This is a genomic window from Pseudomonas sp. BGI-2 (assembly GCF_004310295.1).
Classification (GTDB): domain Bacteria; phylum Pseudomonadota; class Gammaproteobacteria; order Pseudomonadales; family Pseudomonadaceae; genus Aquipseudomonas.
This window is the reverse complement of the sequence record NZ_SISB01000031.1, coordinates 13,996-32,274: the sequence shown is the minus strand read 5'-3', so window position 1 is coordinate 32,274 and position 18,279 is coordinate 13,996. Positions and strand designations below refer to the sequence as shown.

Here is an 18,279-nt window from a genome sequence, read left to right as displayed (position 1 = left end):
CCTTGCTGCGCCCCAACCAAGCCAGCCGGCTTGTGTGAAGCTTTATTTGGTGCGGATGAAGAGACTCGAACTCTTACACCTTGCGGCGCTGGAACCTAAATCCAGTGTGTCTACCAATTCCACCACATCCGCGTTTGAAGCTGTTAAAGCAAAGGCGCCAGACTGTTAATCTGGCGCCTTTTGAAATATGGGGTGGACGAAGGGGATCGAACCCTCGACAACGGGAGTCACAATCCCGTGCTCTACCAACTGAGCTACGCCCACCATATTGCGCTACTTGTGCCAAAGCTGCCTAATGGCGCACCCGGCAGGACTCGAACCTGCGACCATCCGCTTAGAAGGCGGATGCTCTATCCAGCTGAGCTACGGGCGCCTTATTAATCTGTACTCTTGGAGGACTACAAACTAAGAGCTTTCCAGCCTCACAGAACCGTAATTCCGCTTGACCTTCTCATCCAGTGCTAGGCTGTGCCCGACAAGTGCGACGAATAGTATAGAGCGCCCCGAAGGCCGTCAAATCCTTTTTATAAAAAATTCATTTAATTAAAGGGCTTAGAGGAATTTGCAGACCAAGCGCCTTTGCCCTCACCTCATGACATGCGAGAATGCGTTCTCTTTTTTTCCCCTCTCGATGGTTAATCACGCGCAATGACTGCACAACTAATCGACGGCAAATCGATCGCCGCCAGCCTGCGCCAGCAGATCGCCAAACGAGTCACCGAGCGTCGCGAGCAAGGCCTGCGCACACCGGGCCTCGCGGTGATCCTGGTCGGCAGCGATCCTGCCTCTCAGGTTTATGTCTCGCACAAGCGTAAAGACTGTGAAGAGGTCGGGTTCATTTCCCAAGCCTACGACCTGCCTTCCGAAACCACTCAAAAAGCACTGACCGATCTGATCGATCGCCTGAACGACGACCCGGCAATTGACGGCGTTCTGCTTCAGCTTCCTTTACCTGAACACCTGGATGCCTCCAAATTGCTGGAACGTATTCGTCCGGACAAAGACGTCGACGGTTTCCATCCCTATAACGTCGGTCGCCTGGCCCAACGCATTCCACTGCTGCGCCCATGCACCCCTAAAGGCATCATGACCCTGCTGGAAAGCACCGGTGCCGATCTTTACGGGATGGACGCCGTCGTGGTCGGAGCGTCCAACATTGTTGGTCGCCCGATGGCGATGGAATTGCTGCTCGCCGGTTGCACCGTAACCGTCACTCACCGCTTCACCAAGGATTTGGCCGGCCATGTCGGCCGTGCCGATCTGGTCGTCGTAGCCGCCGGCAAGCCGGGTCTGGTCAAAGGTGAGTGGATCAAGGAAGGCGCGATCGTGATCGACGTCGGCATCAATCGCCAGGAAGACGGCAAACTGGTCGGTGACGTGATCTACGAAACCGCCCTGCCCCGCGCCGGCTGGATCACTCCAGTCCCGGGTGGTGTCGGCCCGATGACGCGTGCTTGCCTGCTGGAAAATACGCTGTACGCGGCGGAAACACTGCACAGCTGAGTGCCCGCTTCGACATAAGCGACGAACAAAAGACCCCCGCCAATGGCGGGGTTCTTTTTGTCTGAAGTGAAATATCGACCATCCGCCGGAAAATGACTTTTTTTTCACATTTCCAAGGACTTTCACCTCCTCCTTGACCAACCATCGACAGTTATTCAGCCATACTCCAGAATGTCGCGCTTTTACGAAATAGCCCGTTACATAACGGCTTATCAACACCTTATGAGTCTGCCAGCGTGAAAATCCGTCTTTCCATCCTGAGCCTATTGTTTGCATTTACAGGGACGTTCATCACGCCAACCGTTAATGCCGCGGAGACCACCGCGCCCCCCCGAGATACGAAACAACTCAAGCTCGCTTCCGGCAGTTCTTTGCTGCTGGATATGCAGACCAACAAAGTCATCTATGCAAGCAATCCCGACGTGGTTGTCCCTATCGCCTCTGTCAGCAAATTGATGACCGGCCTGGTCGTGGTTGAGGCCAGGCAGAACATGGACGAATACATCAACATCAACATCAGCGACACACCAGAAATGAAAGGCGTGTTTTCCCGGGTCAAACTCAAAAGCGAATTGTCGCGCAGGGAAATGCTGCTGATCGCCCTGATGTCTTCGGAAAATCGTGCAGCCGCGAGCCTGGCCCATCACTATCCGGGCGGCTATGTCGCATTCATTGCCGCGATGAACGCCAAGGCCAAGGCGCTGGGCATGACCAGCACCCACTTCGTCGAACCGACCGGACTCTCCCCTCGTAACGTCTCCACTGCCCGCGACCTGAGCAAATTGCTGATCGCCGCACATAAATATCCGTTATTGACCGAGCTGAGCACCACCAAGGAAAAAACCGTCACGTTCCGCAAACCCAAGTACAGCTTGGGTTTCCGTAACACCGACCATTTGGTCCGCAAGCCAAACTGGGACATCAAGCTCACCAAGACCGGGTTCACCAATGAAGCCGGTCACTGCCTGGTGTTGGTGACCAGCATGGGCAATCGCCAGGTGGCGCTGGTGATCCTCGACGCCTTTGGCAAGTACACGCATTTTGCCGATGCCGCCCGCATCCGCAGTTGGGTGGAAACCGGCAAAGGCGCAGACGTGCCATCGGTAGCCTTGCAGTACAAATCGGACAAGAACCTCAAGCATCGTCAGAGCGGCGTGGTTGAAGCTTCGAAATAAGTCAGCGACAGCAAACAAAACAAAGCCCCGATCATTCGGGGCTTTTTTTCGTCTGGCGTTAATCGTTGGGTAAAGGCATCTGATCGTCATCCGGAATGCCATCCCCGACGCTTGGATCTTTCATGCCATGGGGATGCTCCGTCGGGACCACCATCGGACGCGCCAAAGGATCCCTTAACGGATCGTTCGGATCCATCACCGGATCAACTCCCTTTTCGGGCGTTGTGGGAACACTGTCCGGACGTTTGTCGTTGAAACTCGAATCAGTAGACATACGCACCTCACCAGGGGTTAGGGTTTCAGATCAGCGAGTGGGTCGTAAGGCTTCGCCGGCGACCTGGGATTGTCGCCCGGCTTCACATCCCTGGGCGCCTTGGCGGGCCCGATGGGATCGACCTGAGGGTCGGCGAGGTCCGGCGAATCGGGGTCGAAACCCAACTCGTCGCCCGAAGAATGCTCAGACGAATGCGGGCCGTCGGGGGTATTGGAATGTGCCATGGGGCGCCTCCTGGGATCTGGCCCGGAGAAACCGGGCCTTGTCCTTTAGAGGCCAGACATGCTCGGCGGTGCCGGGCACGTGACGAACGGCCTACTGCGCGGTCAGCGCCTTCTTCGCACGTGCAGCGGCCTGTTCCTGACCGGCCCGACCAAGATCGCTCGCTGCCTTCAGCCAGCGCTGCTGATCGACGTTGGCCGGGATCTGATTGGGCTTTTGAATCAATATGGCCCAGCCGCCGGCGTCCTTGAAAGATGACTCAAAAGAACTGAAGCTCATCAAATTGCGGCGATTCATGCCAGCACGCAGCAACACCGTCTGCTTCTGGCGATTGTAGCCGGCGAGAATGGCGTAACGCGGTTCAGCCCACAGCGCCGAGCCTTCAGTGAAGCGCACCATCACCGGATAGCCGGCCGCGACCTGGGTCAACAGCGCAGGCAGATTGCTGTCGAGGGGATAAACCACCATCCCGTACTCACGAGCAAGGTTCTGCATGTTCTGCTGCAACTGTGCTTCGGCGCCCGGCACATGCAGGGGTTTTTCGAGTAACCCGGGCGTAATCACGACGCCCTGCTGCGACAGCATGCTGGCCAGCACCTGAGGCCCGCTTTGATAGTCCTGGCCCCGGTAGAACGTGCCGCTGAGTTCGACACGTTCCGGCAGACGCTTGATCTCCGGCGCCACACTCCCCGCGCAGCCTGCCAATCCTGCAACGCAGCCGACAATCAGCGCCGCCGTTCGAATTCGAGAAAATACCCGCACGATCATCACTCTCTTGTTCAGACGCCAGGCAACACGCTCCCGGCTTGGCCGTCGATCATAGGACGCCACGCGACGGCGGTATAGCCTTAACCTGCAGTCGAGCGCATTCGATAGAGCGAACTGGTTGATGACGCCGACCTTTGGTCAATAGCCTGAAACACAGCAACGACTAGACTGTCATTTGCAGAGAGTGTGTGCCCACGGCAGGGCAAAGAGGAGGCACTGATGAGCCTGACAATGACAATCGTGATGTTGATTTCCGGCTGGCTGGCGGTGGCCGCCGCCATGTTGTGGGGCGTTTTGCGGATTACCCGGCGGCACCATCACCACCCCGCTCAATCGGCGCCTGTGGCGCAAACCGATAAACCGCCAGCACGTCACGTGACCGCGCACTGACCTATTTCGAATTCATAAACAAAAACGGCCGCCTGGGCTCTTTCGAGCGCAGGCGGCCGTTTCGTTTATCGCCGGTTAAGCTTCAGCCGCTATTTTCTTCTGCTTGGCCCGACGCGACATCATGTTCAACCCCTCGATCGTCGCCGAGAAGGCCATGGCGGCGTAGACGTAGCCCTTAGGCACATGGGCACCGAAACCTTCAGCGATCAGCGTCATGCCGATCATGATCAGGAAGCCCAGCGCCAGCATCACCACCGTCGGGTTGTCGTTGATGAACTTGGCCAGAGGGTCAGCCGCCAGCAACATCACCAGCACCGACACCACCACGGCGATGATCATGATCGGCAAGTGCTCGGTCATGCCCACTGCGGTAATGATGCTGTCGATGGAGAACACCATGTCCAGCATCAGGATCTGACCGATCGCAGCAGCAAAGCCCAGGGTCACAGTCGAGGTCGCCGACTTCGGATCATCCGGTGCCGGGTCCATGCTGTGATGGATCTCGGTCGTCGCCTTCCACAACAGGAACAGGCCACCAGCGATCAGGATCATGTCCTTCCAGGAGAACGCGTGGCCGAGAATATCGATCACCGGCTCCGTCAACTGAACGATGAACGCAATGGTGCTCAGCAGGCCCAGTCGCAGAATCAACGCCATGCCGATCCCGATGCGGCGTGCTTTCTGCCGATGCTGCTCGGGCAGCTTGTTGGTCAGGATCGAGATGAAGATCAGGTTATCGATGCCGAGTACGATTTCCATGACGATCAGCGTGGCCAGGGCGACCCAGGCAGTGGGGCTTGCAGCAAGTTCTAAAAGGTATTCCATGGGTCAGTCCTGACTCGTTAAACGGTTTAGATTTCCTGGGACGAAGATTCGGTTTTCTGCTCGTCTTCGCTCGATGATTCTTTCTTGCTGATCAGTCCGCCGGTGGCATCGCTGATCGCTTGTTCGGCGGCTTTGTGGGTGTCGTCGATCGCTTGTTTGGCGGTTTCGGCGGCCTTGCCCATCAATTGCTGTGCGCTCTTCTCGGCCTGGTCGCAACCGGCCAATACCAGCAAAGACGTAATCAACAGCGCCGTGGTTTTAAGCTTCATGATGCTTTCCTCGATAGAACAAAACGGGCCGAAACGATGGCCCGTTGATAGCGAGGCATTCTAGGGAGGCAAACACTTCAGGAAAATTCGTATTTTCAGCGGTTATACTTCGTTTTTCACGAACTGTAGGTCGTCATGCTCAACTATCGGCAATTGCATTACTTCTGGGTGGTGGCCAAGACCGGCAGCATCGTGCGCGCCTGTGAGCAGCTGAACCTGACGCCGCAGACCATCAGCGGGCAGATTTCCTTGCTCGAACAAACCTATGGCATCGAGCTGTTCCGACGCGTCGGCCGGCAGCTTGAGCTGACGGAGGCCGGGCGTCAAACCCTGCCCTACGCCGAGCAAATGTTTCAGCTGGGTGGCGAACTGGAGTTGATGCTGCGGGCGCAACCCAACGAACAGCAGATCCTGTTTCGGGTTGGCGTGGCGGATGTGGTGCCCAAATCCATCGTCTATCGCCTGATTGCGCCGACCATGGAATTGAGTGAACCGCTGCGCATCACCTGTCGCGAAGACAAACTCGAACGTTTGCTCGCCGACCTGGCGATCCAGCGCCTCGACCTGGTGATTTCCGACAGCCCGATGCCATCGCACCTGGACATCAAGGGTTACAGCCAGAAACTCGGTGAATGCGGGATCAGTTTCTTTGCCACCGCTGAACTGGCGGCGCAGTACGGTCAGGATTTCCCGCGCAGCCTGCACGGCGCACCGCTGCTGATTCCTGGGCCGGAAACCGTGGTACGCAGCCGTTTGCAACGCTGGTTTGCCGAACAGCAGATCCAGCCGCGCATCGTCGGCGAATTCGACGACAGCGCGCTGATGCAGGCTTTCGGTCAATCCGGCAGCGGAATTTTCATCGGCCCGAGTGTGATTGCCGACGAAGTGAAACGCCAGTATGGCGTGGAGTTGATTGGCCAGACCGATGCCGTGACGGAGTCGTTCTACGCCATTTCGGTGGAACGCAAGGTCAAGCACCCCGGCATTGTGGCGATTACCGAAGGTGCCCGACGCGAACTGTTCACCGAGCTGTGAAGGGTCAGGCGCAGACTTCGCGCGGCTTCATGGTCATCAGCGCCATGGCCAGGAGAATCGAAACCAGGATAAAAACCGCCGCCGCAAAACCCAGCCCGCCCAGGCCAACGCTGTCAATCACGCGTCCGCCGACCATCGCGCCCAGACCGATGCCGAGGTTGGCCCCGGCAATGTTCAGCGACGCGGCAAAGGCCGGAGCCTCGGGCGCCGCCTTCATCAATCGCACATGGCTGACCAGGAACAACGCGGCCTGGGTCACGCCCCAGATCCCCATCGCCGCCGCCAGACCGAGCGGCGAATGAATGTTCGGCACCAACGCCACCATGCCGGCGATCATGAACGCGCAGAACATCATCGAGGCGATCAGCGGATGACGGTCCACCGCGCGACCGCCCAATGAGTTGCCGATCAAACCGACCGCGCCAAAGCCCATCAAGCACCAGCCGACCACCGTGCCGTTGAAACCGGCGAGGCGTTCAAGGATATCCGCGAGGTAGGTGTAAGCGGTGAACATGCCGCTGAACACCAGGACCGACAGCAACACATGCCCCAGCATCAACGGGCTGCGCAGGATCTTGAACTGCGAACGGAAGCTCACCTGGTGCTGATGCAGGTTGGTTTTCGGCAGGTAGATAAACAGCAGCAACGCCTTGGCAAACGCGATCACCGCCAGAATGCCAAAGGCACTGCGCCAGCCGAACGCGTCGGAAATCAGTGTGCCGACAGGAATGCCGAACACCGTGGCGCAGACGATGCCAAAACCGATCTTGGCGATGGCCCGACCGGCGTAGTCCGGCCCGACGATGTCCACGGCGGTTTCACTGGCCAGCGCCCAGAACACCGGCAGCCCCAGCGCGGGGATCAGCCGGGCGACGGACATCACCCAGATGTTCGGCGCAAACGCCGCAAGGGTGTTGGCCAGACCGAACATGATCAGCACCGAGATGAACAGCTTGCGCCGCTCGAACCTGGCGAAGTACGCGGTCAGGAACGGCCCGAACGCCGCAACGGTGAAGGCGAACAAGGTGACCAGCAAACCCGCCTGGGGAATGCTGACTTCAAGGTCTCGGGCAATCGCCGGCAACAGGCCGACGATGATGAATTCCGTGGTCAGCACGGTAAAACCGGCGGCCGACAACAGAAGGATGGGCAACAGCATGCAGAACTCCAGAAAAACGACGACACCAGCGATAGCCCGAAGGCCCACTGGCATGACTTGAAAATGAGGATGCGCAATGTTAACAGAGTGTTTCCGATCAGGGTTGCACGAACCTGCCGATCTCGTTGATCACGCGGGCGACAGATCGTCACAGGTCTGAAGGATGAAGACCACGCTGTGATAAAGTCCGCGCCCTGCGATTCGTACACCCTGTTCATCCGCCCTTTAATGGCCGCGATGTCGCGACACCCCCGCACCTAATAATCAGAGATGCCGTTTTATGACTGCTTCATCCCCTTCGCTATTGCAACGCTTGAAACGCTTGAGCCTGGTCTCGCAAATCATCATCGGCCTGATCGCCGGGATTGCCCTGGCACTGTTCGCGCCGGACGTGGCGAAGTCCACGGCGTTCATCGGCAAGGTCTTCGTTTCGGCGCTGAAAGCCGTCGCGCCGATTCTGGTGTTCGTGCTGGTCATGGCCTCGATCGCCAACCATAAGCACGGCCAGGAAACCCACATCCGGCCGATTCTGTTCTTGTACCTGCTGGGCACGTTTGCCGCCGCGGTCGTGGCGGTGGTTGCCAGTACGTTGTTTCCCTCCAGCCTGGTATTGGCCACACAGGACGTCGCGGTGACCGCGCCGGGCGGCATCAGCGAAGTGCTACAAAGTTTGCTGCTCAGCGTGGTCGACAATCCGGTCAGCGCGCTGATGAACGCCAATTTCATCGGCATTCTGGCCTGGGCGATCGGCATGGGCGTTGCGATTCGCCATGCCGGTGACACCACTCGTGAGGTGCTCGGCGACTTGTCCAATGGTGTGACCCTGATCGTGCGCCTGGTGATTCGGTTCGCGCCGCTGGGGATCTTCGGCCTCGTCGCGTCGACCCTCGCCACGTCCGGCTTCGGCGCGTTGCTCGGTTACATGCATCTGCTGGCCGTGCTACTGGGCTGCATGCTGTTCGTGGCGCTGGTGATGAACCCGGTGATCGTGTTCTGGAAACTGCGTCGCAATCCGTATCCGCTGGTGCTGACCTGCCTGCGGGAAAGCGGCATCACCGCGTTCTTCACCCGCAGCTCGGCGGCTAACATTCCGGTCAACCTGGAATTGAGCAAGCGCCTGGGCCTGCACGAAGACACTTACTCGGTGTCGATTCCGCTCGGCGCCACCATCAACATGGCCGGCGCGGCGATCACCATTACCGTGCTGACGCTGGCGGCCGTGCATACCCTGGGCATCGCCGTGGATATTCCGACCGCCATTCTGCTCAGTGTGGTGGCGGCGATCTGTGCGTGTGGCGCTTCGGGTGTAGCCGGCGGTTCGTTGTTGCTGATTCCGCTGGCGTGCAGCCTGTTTGGCATTCCGAGTGAAATCGCCATGCAGGTGGTGGCGGTCGGTTTCATTATTGGTGTGTTGCAGGATTCGGCGGAGACCGCGCTGAACTCGTCCACCGATGTGCTGTTCACTGCTGCTGCGTGCCTGGGTGAAGACGCGAAAGCCGAACGCCTGGCGTAACACCGCCCCTTGTAGGAGCCAGGCTTGCCGGCGAAGGCGTCCTCATAATCGCCTTCGCCGGCAAGCCTGGCTCCTACAGAGGGCAAAAACAAAAAGCCCGCCAAGGCTTGCACCTTGGCGGGCTTTTTAGTGCGCGGGGCGGTTTAGAACGCGCCCATGTAATCGCGCTTGCCCACTTCAACACCGTTGTGACGCAGCAATGCGTAAGCGGTGGTGACGTGGAAGAAGAACTGCGGCAGGCCGTAGGTCAACAAGTAAGCCTGTCCACTGAAGCGCTTCTCTTTCGGCGTGCCTGGACGAGTCACGATCTCGATGCCTTCCTTTCCGTCGATCTGCTCAGGTTTGATCTCGCCGATGTAAGCCAGGACCTTGGCGATCAAAGCTTGCAGTTCGGCGAAGGTGGTTTCGGTGTCGTCATATTTCGGCACTTCGATCTCGGCCAGACGCGAGGAAACGCCTTTGGCGAAATCAACGGCGATCTGCACCTGACGCACCAGCGGGAACATGTCCGGGTACAGGCGGGCTTGCAGGAACGCGTTCGGGTCAATGTTCTTGGCGGTAGCGTGGGCTTCAGCCTTGTTCAGAACGTCGCTCAGGGCGCTGAGCATTTGTTTGAAAACCGGAACGGAAGCGGCATACAGGGAAATAGTCATAACAGTCTCGTGTGGTGACAGGAGGGAAACGTGGGCCGATTATAGCCATGCCCGCCCCTCCTGCGGCTTGTCTTTTATCCAGCAAGGATTAGGCTAGGCGGCTTCGACTGCATGCTTCGACTGCATAGGGAAAAGCGCGATGAGCACTGAGCAAGAAACGACCTTCGACGAGCCGCGGCTCAACAGCGCGGAAATCCGCATTCTGGGCTCGTTGATCGAGAAGCAGGCCACCAGCCCGGAAACGTATCCGTTGACCCTTAATGCGCTGGTGATTGCCTGCAACCAGAAAACCAGTCGCGAACCGGTGATGAACCTCACCCAGGGTCAGGTCGGCCAGAGCCTGCGCGCCCTTGAAGGTCGCGGCTTTACCAAACTGGTGATGGGCAGCCGTGCCGATCGCTGGGAACATAAGGTCGACAAGGCGCTGGAACTGGTGCCGGCACAGGTGATTCTGGCGGGGCTTCTATTTCTGCGCGGTCCGCAGACGGTCAATGAACTGCTGACCCGCAGTGGCCGCATGCATGATTTTGAAGACGCCGAACAGGTTGTGCATCAACTGGAGCGCTTGATTGCTCGTGGTCTGGCGTTGTTGATTCCACGTCAGGCCGGGCAGCGAGAAGACCGCTATATGCATGCGTTGGGTGATCCGGCGGATATCGAGGTCATCCTTGCGGCCCGGCAAAACCCGGCTGAACGCGGTGCCGGCAGCGGCGTGTCGGTTGAGCGGATCGAAGAGCTTGAAGCGCGGATTGCAGCGCTGGAAGAACGCCTGGCCCGCCTCGAATAACCAACGCGATCCCCTGTAGCAGCTGTCGAGCCTGCGAGGCTGCGTCCGGCTGCGCAGCAGTCGTAAACCCGGTAAGCAAGATTTACCTGACACTCCGCAGCGCATGATTTAACGACTGCTGCGCAGCCGGACGCAGCCTCGCAAGCTCGGCAACGGCTACAGGGATCCGCGCCATGCCTGGAAGGTTATTCGCCATCCCAGTAATCCACGCCGTCACCCGGTCGGGCGATGGCGACGAAGCCTGAGGCATTGCCTTCGGCGTCGACCATGAAGTCGTCCATCACAGCGTATTTGCCGGAATCCGGGTACTCGCAAATCTCCGGCGATTGCTGGGTGCTGACCGCCAGGTAGCGCAGTTCGCCATTGCTGTTGTTGATGATCTGGTGCGCGGCTTCAGGACCGCCCGGCGGGCACGCGATCACGTCACCGGCGCGGATCGGAAAACGTTCTGCACCGAGGCGAACCTCCCCTTCCCCGGCCACGACGTAAAACATCTCCTCGTTGACCCGATGACTGTGAAACGGGCTGCCACGCATGCCGGGTTCCAGCACATATAGGCGATATCCCAGTTTCTGAGCCCCCAGCTGCTGACCGACGCGGGCCATTCTCTGCTGATAGCGGTTGGCGGTTTCACCGGTGGGCGCCAGGGCTTCGGGCAACGGTTCGAGTTCGACCTGATTCAGGTTGAGAATGGGGGGATGCATGGAAACCTCGGTCACGGTTTGTTTGTTGGGGGGGGGCAAGTCTTTGCTTGCTGGCGAGGAGTATAGGCGGGGAATGTTGCGGCAACCGAATGGGCTAGCCCGGAGACCGAGTTGCGGCATTCGCGAGCAAGCCCGCTCCCACAGGGGTTCTCCGCCAATCACAAAGTTTGTTTACGGCGCCGATCTACTGTGGAAGCGGGCTTGCTCGCGAAGGGGCCGGTACAGTCAACAGACAACCTGACTGATCAGCTACGGGCAAACTCCACCGCTTTATGAAACTGCTCATCCGTCGGCCGTACGCCGGTGTACAGGACAAACTGCTCAAGCGCCTGGATTGCGATCACTTCCAGTCCGGTAATAACGCGTTTCCCCTCGGCACGACCACGCACGATCAGCGGTGTTTCCGAGGGAATCGCCACCACATCGAAGACCGTCTCCGCAGCAGCAATGGTTTCAGCGTCGAACGCCAGTTGATCGGCCTCAGGTCCGCCACTCATGCCAATCGGCGTAACGTTGATCAACATCTGTGGGCGCTGCGTGCCCAGTTCCGCTTGCCACTGATAACCCAGCGATTCAGCCAACGCACGTCCGGCGCGCTCGTTACGGGCCACGATCAGGCCATTTTTATAGCCGCCATCGCGCAGGGCACTGGCCACGGCCTTGGCCATGCCGCCGCTGCCGCGCAGGGCAAAGGTCGATTCCTTCGGCACCTGATGGGTTTCAAGCAGCTGGGCGATGGCGATGTAATCGGTGTTGTAGGCCTTGAGGTGGCCATCGGTGTTGACGATGGTATTGATCGATTGAATGGCCGCAGCGGACGCGTCCAGTTCATCAACCAGCGTAATGCAGGCTTCCTTGAACGGCATCGACACGCCACAGCCACGAATGCCCAGTGCACGAATGCCGCCAACAGCACCTGGCAAGTCCTGACTGTTGAACGCCTTGTAGTAGAAATTCAGGCCCAGTTGTTCATACAGATGATTGTGAAACCGCAGGCCGAAATTGCCGGGACGCCCGGAAAGCGACATGCACAGCTGGGTGTCTCTGTTGGGGTTCATCTGCATGAAACATCTCCTTCTATAACCACTTTCAGATGGACGGGATTAGCCATTCCATCGCGTTCTGATCGATCATGACAGCGTGCCTGCGCAGGTTCGCAAGAGCCGTAAAGAAGCCGGTACAGACCTTACACAAAATTTACCCAACGGCCGTGCTGATTTTCAAAAAACCGCTGTCTTAGATGTATCCCTGCGGCAATCCTTGGGTCTATTGCAGACGCAAGCGCCGGGTCGAAGAACCGAGGAATGATCATGATCCGGAAAATCCCCACAGTTGCCTTGCTGCTCGGTGTTCTTGCTATTACAGGGCAGGCAGAGGCTGGCGGCGGTCACGGCTGGCAGGGTCCAGCGGTATTTGGCGCGATCGTTGGTTCGGCAATCGTCGGCTCGGCCATCATCAACAGCAACCGGCCTGTCTATGTACAGCAACCGGTATACGCCCAGCCACAGCCGGTTTACATACAACAGCCGCCACCGGTTTATTACCAGCCTGCACCGGTCTACGTGCAGCAACCGGTCTACTACGCGCCGCCACCGGTTTACTACGGCCCGCCACGTGGTTATTACGGTCCACCGCGTGGTTACTATGGCCCTCCCCACGGTTATGGCCGCTGGTAACAGACTTATCAGGCCCCGCCTTGTCAGCGTAATGCTGTTCACTTATGACAATCATCAGTAGAGCGAGAACCTGTGGCGAGGGGCTTTTTTGTGACCGTTCGTCGGCGAAGGTCTGGAAAAATCGCGTCAAGGTCGCTGTCGGGACAGTGTTGGCAGTGCAAGTCGGCAAGATTGACTCGACCACCCTTCCCCCGTATCGGGAAAAACGGTCATATTTATGTCATGGCAGGTCCGCAAGCTTGGACCGGTCCGTAAATAACAGGTTGATAAAAACAAGGACGACCTCATGCCCACGCAAAACCCCCACCGCATTGTCGGCTTGTGCACTTCCAGCAAGGTGTACAACGCTTTGACCGAACTCAAGCACCTGGAAGGCCATCGCAGCGCCAAGTTTCTTTCGCTGCTGGCAGAAAATCTGGTGCGCAAAGGCCTGCTCAACGAGCAGGAAGTGGTCCATATGCTTGATCTGGTGGTCGACTGAGCCCAAGACTCACTGGCGTCAATGACGACTATCGAAAGCGTTGATTGTCCGTTCGAGTGGCAGGTCCGTAAGTTAGCTCCATAGATTGATGGAGGTACTTATGTCCCAGGTTCAAATCATGTCCGTAATCGGCAGCGCCGTTCCCGCACCGCTCAGAGAACTAGGATTGCTCGCCTGTTGGTATCTGGTGCAGGACGGCGAACCGATCAGCGGACCGCTCACTTCGCTGCCGGCCGCCAAGGCACTGTCGCAACGGATCGGCCAGGGTCAGCTCAGCGCCTAAGGCAGCTGAATCCTCGGCTTGGTCTCGAGGAAGATGTCCCAGCTCGACATGAACAACGCCGCGATCAGCGGCCCGATGACAAAGCCGTTCAGGCCGAAAATCGCCAGGCCGCCCAGGGTCGAGATGAGGATCAGATAGTCCGGCATCTTCGTATCCTTGCCCACCAGGATCGGTCGCAGCACGTTATCCACCAGTCCGATCACAAAAATCCCGAACAACCCCAGCACCACTCCCTGCCAGATCGCCCCGGTGAACAGGAAAAACGCCGCCACCGGCGCCCAGACAATCCCCGCCCCCACCGCCGGCAACAGCGATAGAAATGCCATCAATACCGCCCAGAGCAATGCGCTCGGGATGTCCAGAAACCAGAAAATCAAACCGCCCAGCGCGCCTTGTGTGATCGCCACCAGCAGGTTGCCCTTTACGGTCGCCCGAACCACGCGGTTGAACTTGAGCTGCAAGCGGCGCTTCTGGTGCTCCTGCAGTGGTATGGCGGAACGAACTTTACGGGCCAGTTCAGCGCCGTCCCGCAGAAAAAAGAACAGCAGGTAGAGCATGATTAAAAAGCCCACCACAAAATCGAACGTGCCCTGACCGACACTGAAGACTTGCGTGGCGAAAAACTCATTGCCCGTCACCGCACTCTTGATGATTTTCTCCCGCAGCCCATCCAACTCGCCGACCCCTGCCCGATCAAGCAAATGCTGGAAGTACGACGGCAAGCTGTGTTTGAAGTTCGTCACGTACCCCGCGATATCCAGTTCGCCGCTTTCGATACTCTTGTAAAGCGAAGCCCCTTCCTGGACCAGCAAGATACTGAGGATGATCACCGGCAGAATCGCGATCACCAGGCAGACGCTCAGGGTGAGCAGTGACGTCAGGTTGCGCTGCCAGCCGAACTTCAGTTGTATCCGCCGTTGCAGGGGCGCGAAAAGAATCCCGAGGATCACCGCCCAGAACACCGCGCCATAAAACGGCAGCAAAATCCAGATAAAGGCGACAGTGACCACACCGAGCAGGATCACCAGCGATTTGTTGTGTACCGTCTCTTCGTTCATGTTCGATCCATGTCAGCGCGCAGGGGCAATACTCTTTTATTGAAGAGCCATCCTGATGCTTAGTCCGCCACGGTTCGCGCGAGTGCCATCCGTTTGTTCATCAAGCATAGATCCAGATCAATGAACCCCGCGGGCAAGCCGACTACCCTCCCGGTCTTTTGCGACCGACACAGCCATGACTCTCCTTGCTCCAGAACTGCTCGCTCCCGCCGGCACCTTGAAAAACATGCGCTACGCCTTCGCCTACGGTGCCGATGCGGTCTACGCCGGCCAGCCACGTTACAGCCTGCGGGTGCGCAACAATGAATTCGATCACGCCAACCTCGCACTCGGCATTCACGAGGCGCAGGCCCAAGGCAAACGCTTCTATGTGGTGGTGAACATTGCGCCGCACAACGCCAAGCTCAAGACCTTCCTCAACGACCTGGCACCCGTGATTGCGATGGCCCCGGACGCGCTCATCATGTCCGATCCCGGCCTGATCATGCTGGTACGCCGGCACTTCCCGCAGATGCCGATCCACCTGTCGGTGCAGGCCAATACGGTGAACTGGGCCAGTGTCGAGTTCTGGCAGCAACAGGGCTTGAGCCGGATCATCCTTTCTCGGGAACTGTCACTGGAAGAGATCGCCGAGATCCGCCAGCAAGTCCCGGCGATGGAGCTGGAGGTCTTTGTCCATGGTGCGCTGTGCATGGCCTATTCCGGCCGCTGCCTGTTATCGGGTTACATGAACAAGCGCGACGCCAATCAGGGCAGTTGCACCAACGCCTGTCGCTGGAAGTATTCGGCGACGCAAGCCACGGAAAACCAGCTCGGTGAAATCGTTCAGCAGTTCCGGCCTGAACCGACCCTGGGCATCGGCGCGCCGACCGACCAGGTGTTCCTGTTGCAGGAAGCCAATCGCCCGGATGAATTGATGCCGGCCTTCGAGGACGAGCACGGCACCTACATCATGAACGCCAAGGACCTGCGCGCCGTGCAGCATGTTGCACGCCTGACGCAGATGGGCGTGCACTCGCTGAAGATCGAAGGCCGGACCAAATCGCACTTCTATTGCGCACGCACCACGCAGGTCTATCGCCGCGCCATAGATGATGCGGTTGCCGGTCGCGAGTTCGATCGCAGCTTGATGACGGACCTGGAGTCCCTGGCCCAGCGCGGCTACACGGAAGGTTTCCTGCGTCGGCATGTGCATGACGAATACCAGAACTATCAGCACGGCAGCTCGGTTTCAGAGCGCCAGCAGTTTGTAGGCGAGTTGACCGGTGAACGTCGTGATCGCTGGGCGCAAGTGAAGGTAAAGAACCGGTTTAGCCTGGGCGATCACCTGGAACTGATGACACCCCAGGGTAACTTCCACTTCGATCTGCATCAGTTGCAGAACATCAAAGGCGAGCCTATCGACGTAGCGCCAGGGGATGGGCATACGGTGTACGTGCCGATTCCGGATGCGGTGGATTCGCAGTTCGGGTTGTTGATGCGGGATGTGGGCGTTACGCAATAACCAGGAATTCTGTGGGAGCGAGCCTGCTCGCGATGACAGACTTTCAGCCAACATCATTGTTCAGTTTTGAGCGGCTTTCGCGAGCAGGCTTGCTCCCACAGGTAATCGGTTAAGCGAACTCCTCACGCAACATCGCCACAAACGCTTCCCGCGCCGGGTGAACCCCGGCGTTTTCATGCCAGTAAAACAAGTTGTCGATGGCCGTCAGCTCAGGAAATTCAAACCCCGCGCACCCCGCCCCTTTCGCGTACTGGTCAAACACTCCCTTGGGCACCAGCGCGACCCCGGCCCCGGCGCTGACGCACCCGACAATTGCCCCATAACTCGCCAGGCTGACAATCGGCAGCGCCTGCCCCTGCCGCAACAACCAATGCTCCAGCGCCGCCCGGTAAGGACAGCCTTGCGGCCACATGAACACGGTCTTGTCCTGCAAATCGGCGATATCGCGCACGGGCCCCAGGGATGTCGAGGCAATCAACAGCAGCTCTTCGCGGTACATCGGCGTGCGTTTAAGCTGCGAGCGTTCGACATCCACCGCCACGATCGCGCCGTCGAGCCGGTGATTGAGGGTGTCATCGAGCAGTTGGCTCCACGTGCCGGTAGTCAGTTCCAGTGCAACGCCGGGATAACGCTTGTGAAACTTGGCCAGCAGACGCGGCAGACGACCGGTGGCCGAGGACTCGATGGCTCCAATACGCAGCGGCCCGGACGGTTCGGCCGAAGGGTCCACCGCGCGCTTGGCTTCAACGGTCAGCGCCAGTATCTTCGAGGCGTATGACAGAAACGTCTGCCCCGCCGGGCTGATGCGCAAGCCTCGGCCCTCGCGTAGAAACAACGCAACACCCAACTCCGCTTCCAGTGACTTGATGCGCGCGGTGATGTTCGACGGCACGCAATGCAACAGCTCCGCCGCCCGGGCGATGCTGCCGACCTCGGCAACGGTTTTGAACATGCGAATCTGCGCCAATTCCATACATCACCAAAAGTGAATAGTTGACGCAGTATAAGTCAGTTGTGGCGAATGATCAGGCTTCCGATACTCGGTGCATCAACCCACCGGTGATCGACCATGAAGCCTTCTACGCCCGCCCTCAAAATTCTCCTGGCCATGGCGTTTGTCGTCGCCTGCTGGGGATACTCACCAACCGGCATTCACATCGGATTGCAGGCCTATGACCCCGGTCACCTGGCGCTGCTGCGCTTTCTGATTGCGTCCGTGTTCATGGCAATCGTCGCCGCGGTCAAAGGCATCAGCTTGCCGAAGCTTCGAGATCTGCCGCTGCTGTTCGTCCTCGGTTTCTTTGCCGTGAGCCTGCACCACGTCGCTCTGAACATCGGCCAGCAAAGTGTCAGTGCCGGCGCGTCCAGTGTGCTGGCGCAATCGACGCCGTTGTTCAGCACCTTATTGGCGCGGTTCGTGTTCAGGGACCGGGTCAGCGTCTGGCGCTGGGCCTGTGTTCTATTGGGATTGATCGGCGTGGTGATTGTGGTGGCCGGTGATCGCTGCCTGGGCAGCATTGATGCGCACGGCTTGCTGATCTTGCTGGCGGCGGTGTCGTGGAGTTTTTACTTCGCACTACAGAAGCATCATTCCAGGCGCTACGACGGGTTGACGCTGGTCTGTTACACGGTCTGGTCGGGCACGGCGCTGCTGCTGGTTTATCTGCCAGGGTTGGCCGACAAGGTCCTCAACGCACCGATGCCTGTGCAATGGGCAGTGTTGGCATTGGGCGTGTTTCCCAGCGCCCTCGCCTACCTGGCTTGGGCATTTGTGCTGGCCCACGTTGACCTGAGTCGGGCCACGATGACGCTGTACCTGATTCCGCCGACCGCCATGGCCATTGCGGCTTTTGCCCTGAGTGAGCAGCCGACGTTGATGGTCGGGGTCGGTGCACTGGTGGTGCTGATCAGCGTGCTGGCGTTGAATCTGGAGCGGCGTCCTGCGGTCATCGCGGCACAGCCCGCACGGCCATGACTGCACGCAATGCCAACTAAAGAAT

General features: G+C 58.6%; 21 protein-coding genes, 3 tRNA genes and 1 pseudogene. 11 read left to right on the top strand and 14 right to left on the bottom strand.

The window, feature by feature from the left end; genetic code table 11:
• Window positions 1–47: 47 nt before the first annotated feature.
• The 3 genes from EYC95_RS20365 to EYC95_RS20355 all read right to left on the bottom strand — a co-directional run bounded on the left by EYC95_RS20365 (window position 48) and on the right by EYC95_RS20355 (window position 373).
• Window positions 48–132 (bottom strand) — tRNA-Leu (locus EYC95_RS20365).
• Window positions 133–188: 56 nt separating this feature from the next.
• A tRNA-His gene (locus EYC95_RS20360) sits at window positions 189–264 on the bottom strand.
• A 32-nt stretch (window positions 265–296) separates the two neighbouring features.
• Window positions 297–373, bottom strand: a tRNA-Arg gene (locus EYC95_RS20355).
• Window positions 374–648: 275 nt separating this feature from the next.
• On the opposite strand from EYC95_RS20355, the gene folD reads away from it, so the two are divergent.
• Both folD and pbpG read left to right on the top strand, forming a co-directional pair.
• Window positions 649–1,503 carry a bifunctional methylenetetrahydrofolate dehydrogenase/methenyltetrahydrofolate cyclohydrolase FolD gene (folD, locus tag EYC95_RS20350; protein ID WP_131061962.1) on the top strand — a complete coding sequence of 285 codons (855 nt, stop codon included), beginning with the start codon at window positions 649–651 and terminating at the stop codon, window positions 1,501–1,503.
• 236 nt (window positions 1,504–1,739) lie between these two features.
• Entirely contained in the window at window positions 1,740–2,678 is a 939-nt protein-coding gene (gene pbpG, locus EYC95_RS20345; protein ID WP_131061961.1) for a D-alanyl-D-alanine endopeptidase, read from the top strand.
• 58 nt (window positions 2,679–2,736) lie between these two features.
• Here pbpG and EYC95_RS20340 read toward each other — a convergent pair whose 3' ends face one another.
• The 3 genes and pseudogenes from EYC95_RS20340 to EYC95_RS20330 form a co-directional block, all read right to left on the bottom strand.
• Window positions 2,737–2,952 carry a hypothetical protein gene (locus tag EYC95_RS20340; RefSeq protein ID WP_131061960.1) on the bottom strand — a complete coding sequence of 72 codons (216 nt, stop codon included), beginning with the start codon at window positions 2,950–2,952 and terminating at the stop codon, window positions 2,737–2,739.
• 17 nt (window positions 2,953–2,969) lie between these two features.
• The gene (locus EYC95_RS20335) at window positions 2,970–3,176 is read right to left on the bottom strand and encodes a DUF6021 family protein (protein WP_131061959.1); all 207 of its coding nucleotides are present in this window, start codon (window positions 3,174–3,176) and stop codon (window positions 2,970–2,972) included.
• Between the two features lie 91 nt (window positions 3,177–3,267).
• Window positions 3,268–3,995 (bottom strand): annotated as a pseudogene (locus EYC95_RS20330) (peptidase C39 family protein).
• A 166-nt stretch (window positions 3,996–4,161) separates the two neighbouring features.
• On the opposite strand from EYC95_RS20330, the gene EYC95_RS30190 reads away from it, so the two are divergent.
• Window positions 4,162–4,332: a hypothetical protein gene (locus EYC95_RS30190; protein WP_165557481.1), complete on the top strand. Its 171-nt coding sequence runs from the start codon at window positions 4,162–4,164 to the stop codon at window positions 4,330–4,332.
• A 75-nt stretch (window positions 4,333–4,407) separates the two neighbouring features.
• On the opposite strand, the gene EYC95_RS20325 is transcribed toward EYC95_RS30190, so the two are convergent.
• Complete coding sequence (locus tag EYC95_RS20325; protein WP_131061957.1) at window positions 4,408–5,157, bottom strand: TerC family protein; 750 nt, start codon at window positions 5,155–5,157, stop codon at window positions 4,408–4,410.
• A 26-nt stretch (window positions 5,158–5,183) separates the two neighbouring features.
• On the bottom strand, window positions 5,184–5,426 hold the full coding sequence (locus tag EYC95_RS20320) for a hypothetical protein (protein ID WP_131061956.1): 243 nt from the start codon (window positions 5,424–5,426) through the stop codon (window positions 5,184–5,186).
• 135 nt (window positions 5,427–5,561) lie between these two features.
• Here EYC95_RS20320 and nhaR point away from each other — a divergent pair, with 135 nt between their 5' ends.
• A complete protein-coding gene (gene nhaR, locus EYC95_RS20315) occupies window positions 5,562–6,461 on the top strand; it encodes a transcriptional activator NhaR (RefSeq protein ID WP_010458685.1) in 900 nt (299 codons plus the stop codon).
• 4 nt (window positions 6,462–6,465) lie between these two features.
• Here nhaR and EYC95_RS20310 read toward each other — a convergent pair whose 3' ends face one another.
• A complete protein-coding gene (locus EYC95_RS20310; RefSeq protein WP_131061955.1) occupies window positions 6,466–7,620 on the bottom strand; it encodes an MFS transporter in 1,155 nt (384 codons plus the stop codon).
• A gap of 280 nt (window positions 7,621–7,900) precedes the next feature.
• Here EYC95_RS20310 and sstT point away from each other — a divergent pair, with 280 nt between their 5' ends.
• Window positions 7,901–9,133: a serine/threonine transporter SstT gene (sstT, locus tag EYC95_RS20305; RefSeq protein WP_131061954.1), complete on the top strand. Its 1,233-nt coding sequence runs from the start codon at window positions 7,901–7,903 to the stop codon at window positions 9,131–9,133.
• Between the two features lie 143 nt (window positions 9,134–9,276).
• Here sstT and EYC95_RS20300 read toward each other — a convergent pair whose 3' ends face one another.
• On the bottom strand, window positions 9,277–9,786 hold the full coding sequence (locus EYC95_RS20300) for a DUF1993 family protein (RefSeq protein WP_131061953.1): 510 nt from the start codon (window positions 9,784–9,786) through the stop codon (window positions 9,277–9,279).
• A gap of 139 nt (window positions 9,787–9,925) precedes the next feature.
• On the opposite strand from EYC95_RS20300, the gene EYC95_RS20295 reads away from it, so the two are divergent.
• The gene (locus EYC95_RS20295) at window positions 9,926–10,573 is read left to right on the top strand and encodes a YceH family protein (protein WP_131061952.1); all 648 of its coding nucleotides are present in this window, start codon (window positions 9,926–9,928) and stop codon (window positions 10,571–10,573) included.
• Window positions 10,574–10,758: 185 nt separating this feature from the next.
• Here the strand turns inward: EYC95_RS20295 and EYC95_RS20290 are convergent, their stop codons facing one another.
• Entirely contained in the window at window positions 10,759–11,277 is a 519-nt protein-coding gene (locus EYC95_RS20290; RefSeq protein ID WP_131061951.1) for a cupin domain-containing protein, read from the bottom strand.
• Between the two features lie 245 nt (window positions 11,278–11,522).
• The gene (locus EYC95_RS20280) at window positions 11,523–12,341 is read right to left on the bottom strand and encodes a shikimate 5-dehydrogenase (protein WP_131061949.1); all 819 of its coding nucleotides are present in this window, start codon (window positions 12,339–12,341) and stop codon (window positions 11,523–11,525) included.
• 246 nt (window positions 12,342–12,587) lie between these two features.
• On the opposite strand from EYC95_RS20280, the gene EYC95_RS20275 reads away from it, so the two are divergent.
• The 3 genes from EYC95_RS20275 to EYC95_RS20265 all read left to right on the top strand — a co-directional run bounded on the left by EYC95_RS20275 (window position 12,588) and on the right by EYC95_RS20265 (window position 13,717).
• Window positions 12,588–12,953, top strand: coding sequence for a hypothetical protein (locus EYC95_RS20275; RefSeq protein ID WP_131061948.1), 366 nt, complete (start codon window positions 12,588–12,590; stop codon window positions 12,951–12,953).
• 286 nt (window positions 12,954–13,239) lie between these two features.
• Window positions 13,240–13,434, top strand: coding sequence for a hypothetical protein (locus tag EYC95_RS20270; RefSeq protein ID WP_003179723.1), 195 nt, complete (start codon window positions 13,240–13,242; stop codon window positions 13,432–13,434).
• Between the two features lie 100 nt (window positions 13,435–13,534).
• Window positions 13,535–13,717 (top strand): hypothetical protein, encoded by a 183-nt coding sequence (locus tag EYC95_RS20265; protein WP_131061947.1) that lies wholly within the window; start codon window positions 13,535–13,537, stop codon window positions 13,715–13,717.
• On the opposite strand, the gene EYC95_RS20260 is transcribed toward EYC95_RS20265, so the two are convergent.
• Window positions 13,714–14,775 (bottom strand): AI-2E family transporter, encoded by a 1,062-nt coding sequence (locus EYC95_RS20260; protein ID WP_131061946.1) that lies wholly within the window; start codon window positions 14,773–14,775, stop codon window positions 13,714–13,716. The genes EYC95_RS20265 and EYC95_RS20260 overlap by 4 nt on opposite strands.
• Window positions 14,776–14,950: 175 nt before the next feature.
• On the opposite strand from EYC95_RS20260, the gene yegQ reads away from it, so the two are divergent.
• Window positions 14,951–16,279 (top strand): tRNA 5-hydroxyuridine modification protein YegQ, encoded by a 1,329-nt coding sequence (yegQ, locus tag EYC95_RS20255; protein ID WP_131061945.1) that lies wholly within the window; start codon window positions 14,951–14,953, stop codon window positions 16,277–16,279.
• A gap of 109 nt (window positions 16,280–16,388) precedes the next feature.
• On the opposite strand, the gene EYC95_RS20250 is transcribed toward yegQ, so the two are convergent.
• Window positions 16,389–17,252, bottom strand: coding sequence for a LysR substrate-binding domain-containing protein (locus EYC95_RS20250; RefSeq protein WP_131061944.1), 864 nt, complete (start codon window positions 17,250–17,252; stop codon window positions 16,389–16,391).
• 96 nt (window positions 17,253–17,348) lie between these two features.
• On the opposite strand from EYC95_RS20250, the gene EYC95_RS20245 reads away from it, so the two are divergent.
• Window positions 17,349–18,254 carry a DMT family transporter gene (locus EYC95_RS20245; protein ID WP_131061943.1) on the top strand — a complete coding sequence of 302 codons (906 nt, stop codon included), beginning with the start codon at window positions 17,349–17,351 and terminating at the stop codon, window positions 18,252–18,254.
• The last annotated feature ends 25 nt before the right edge of the window (window positions 18,255–18,279 follow it).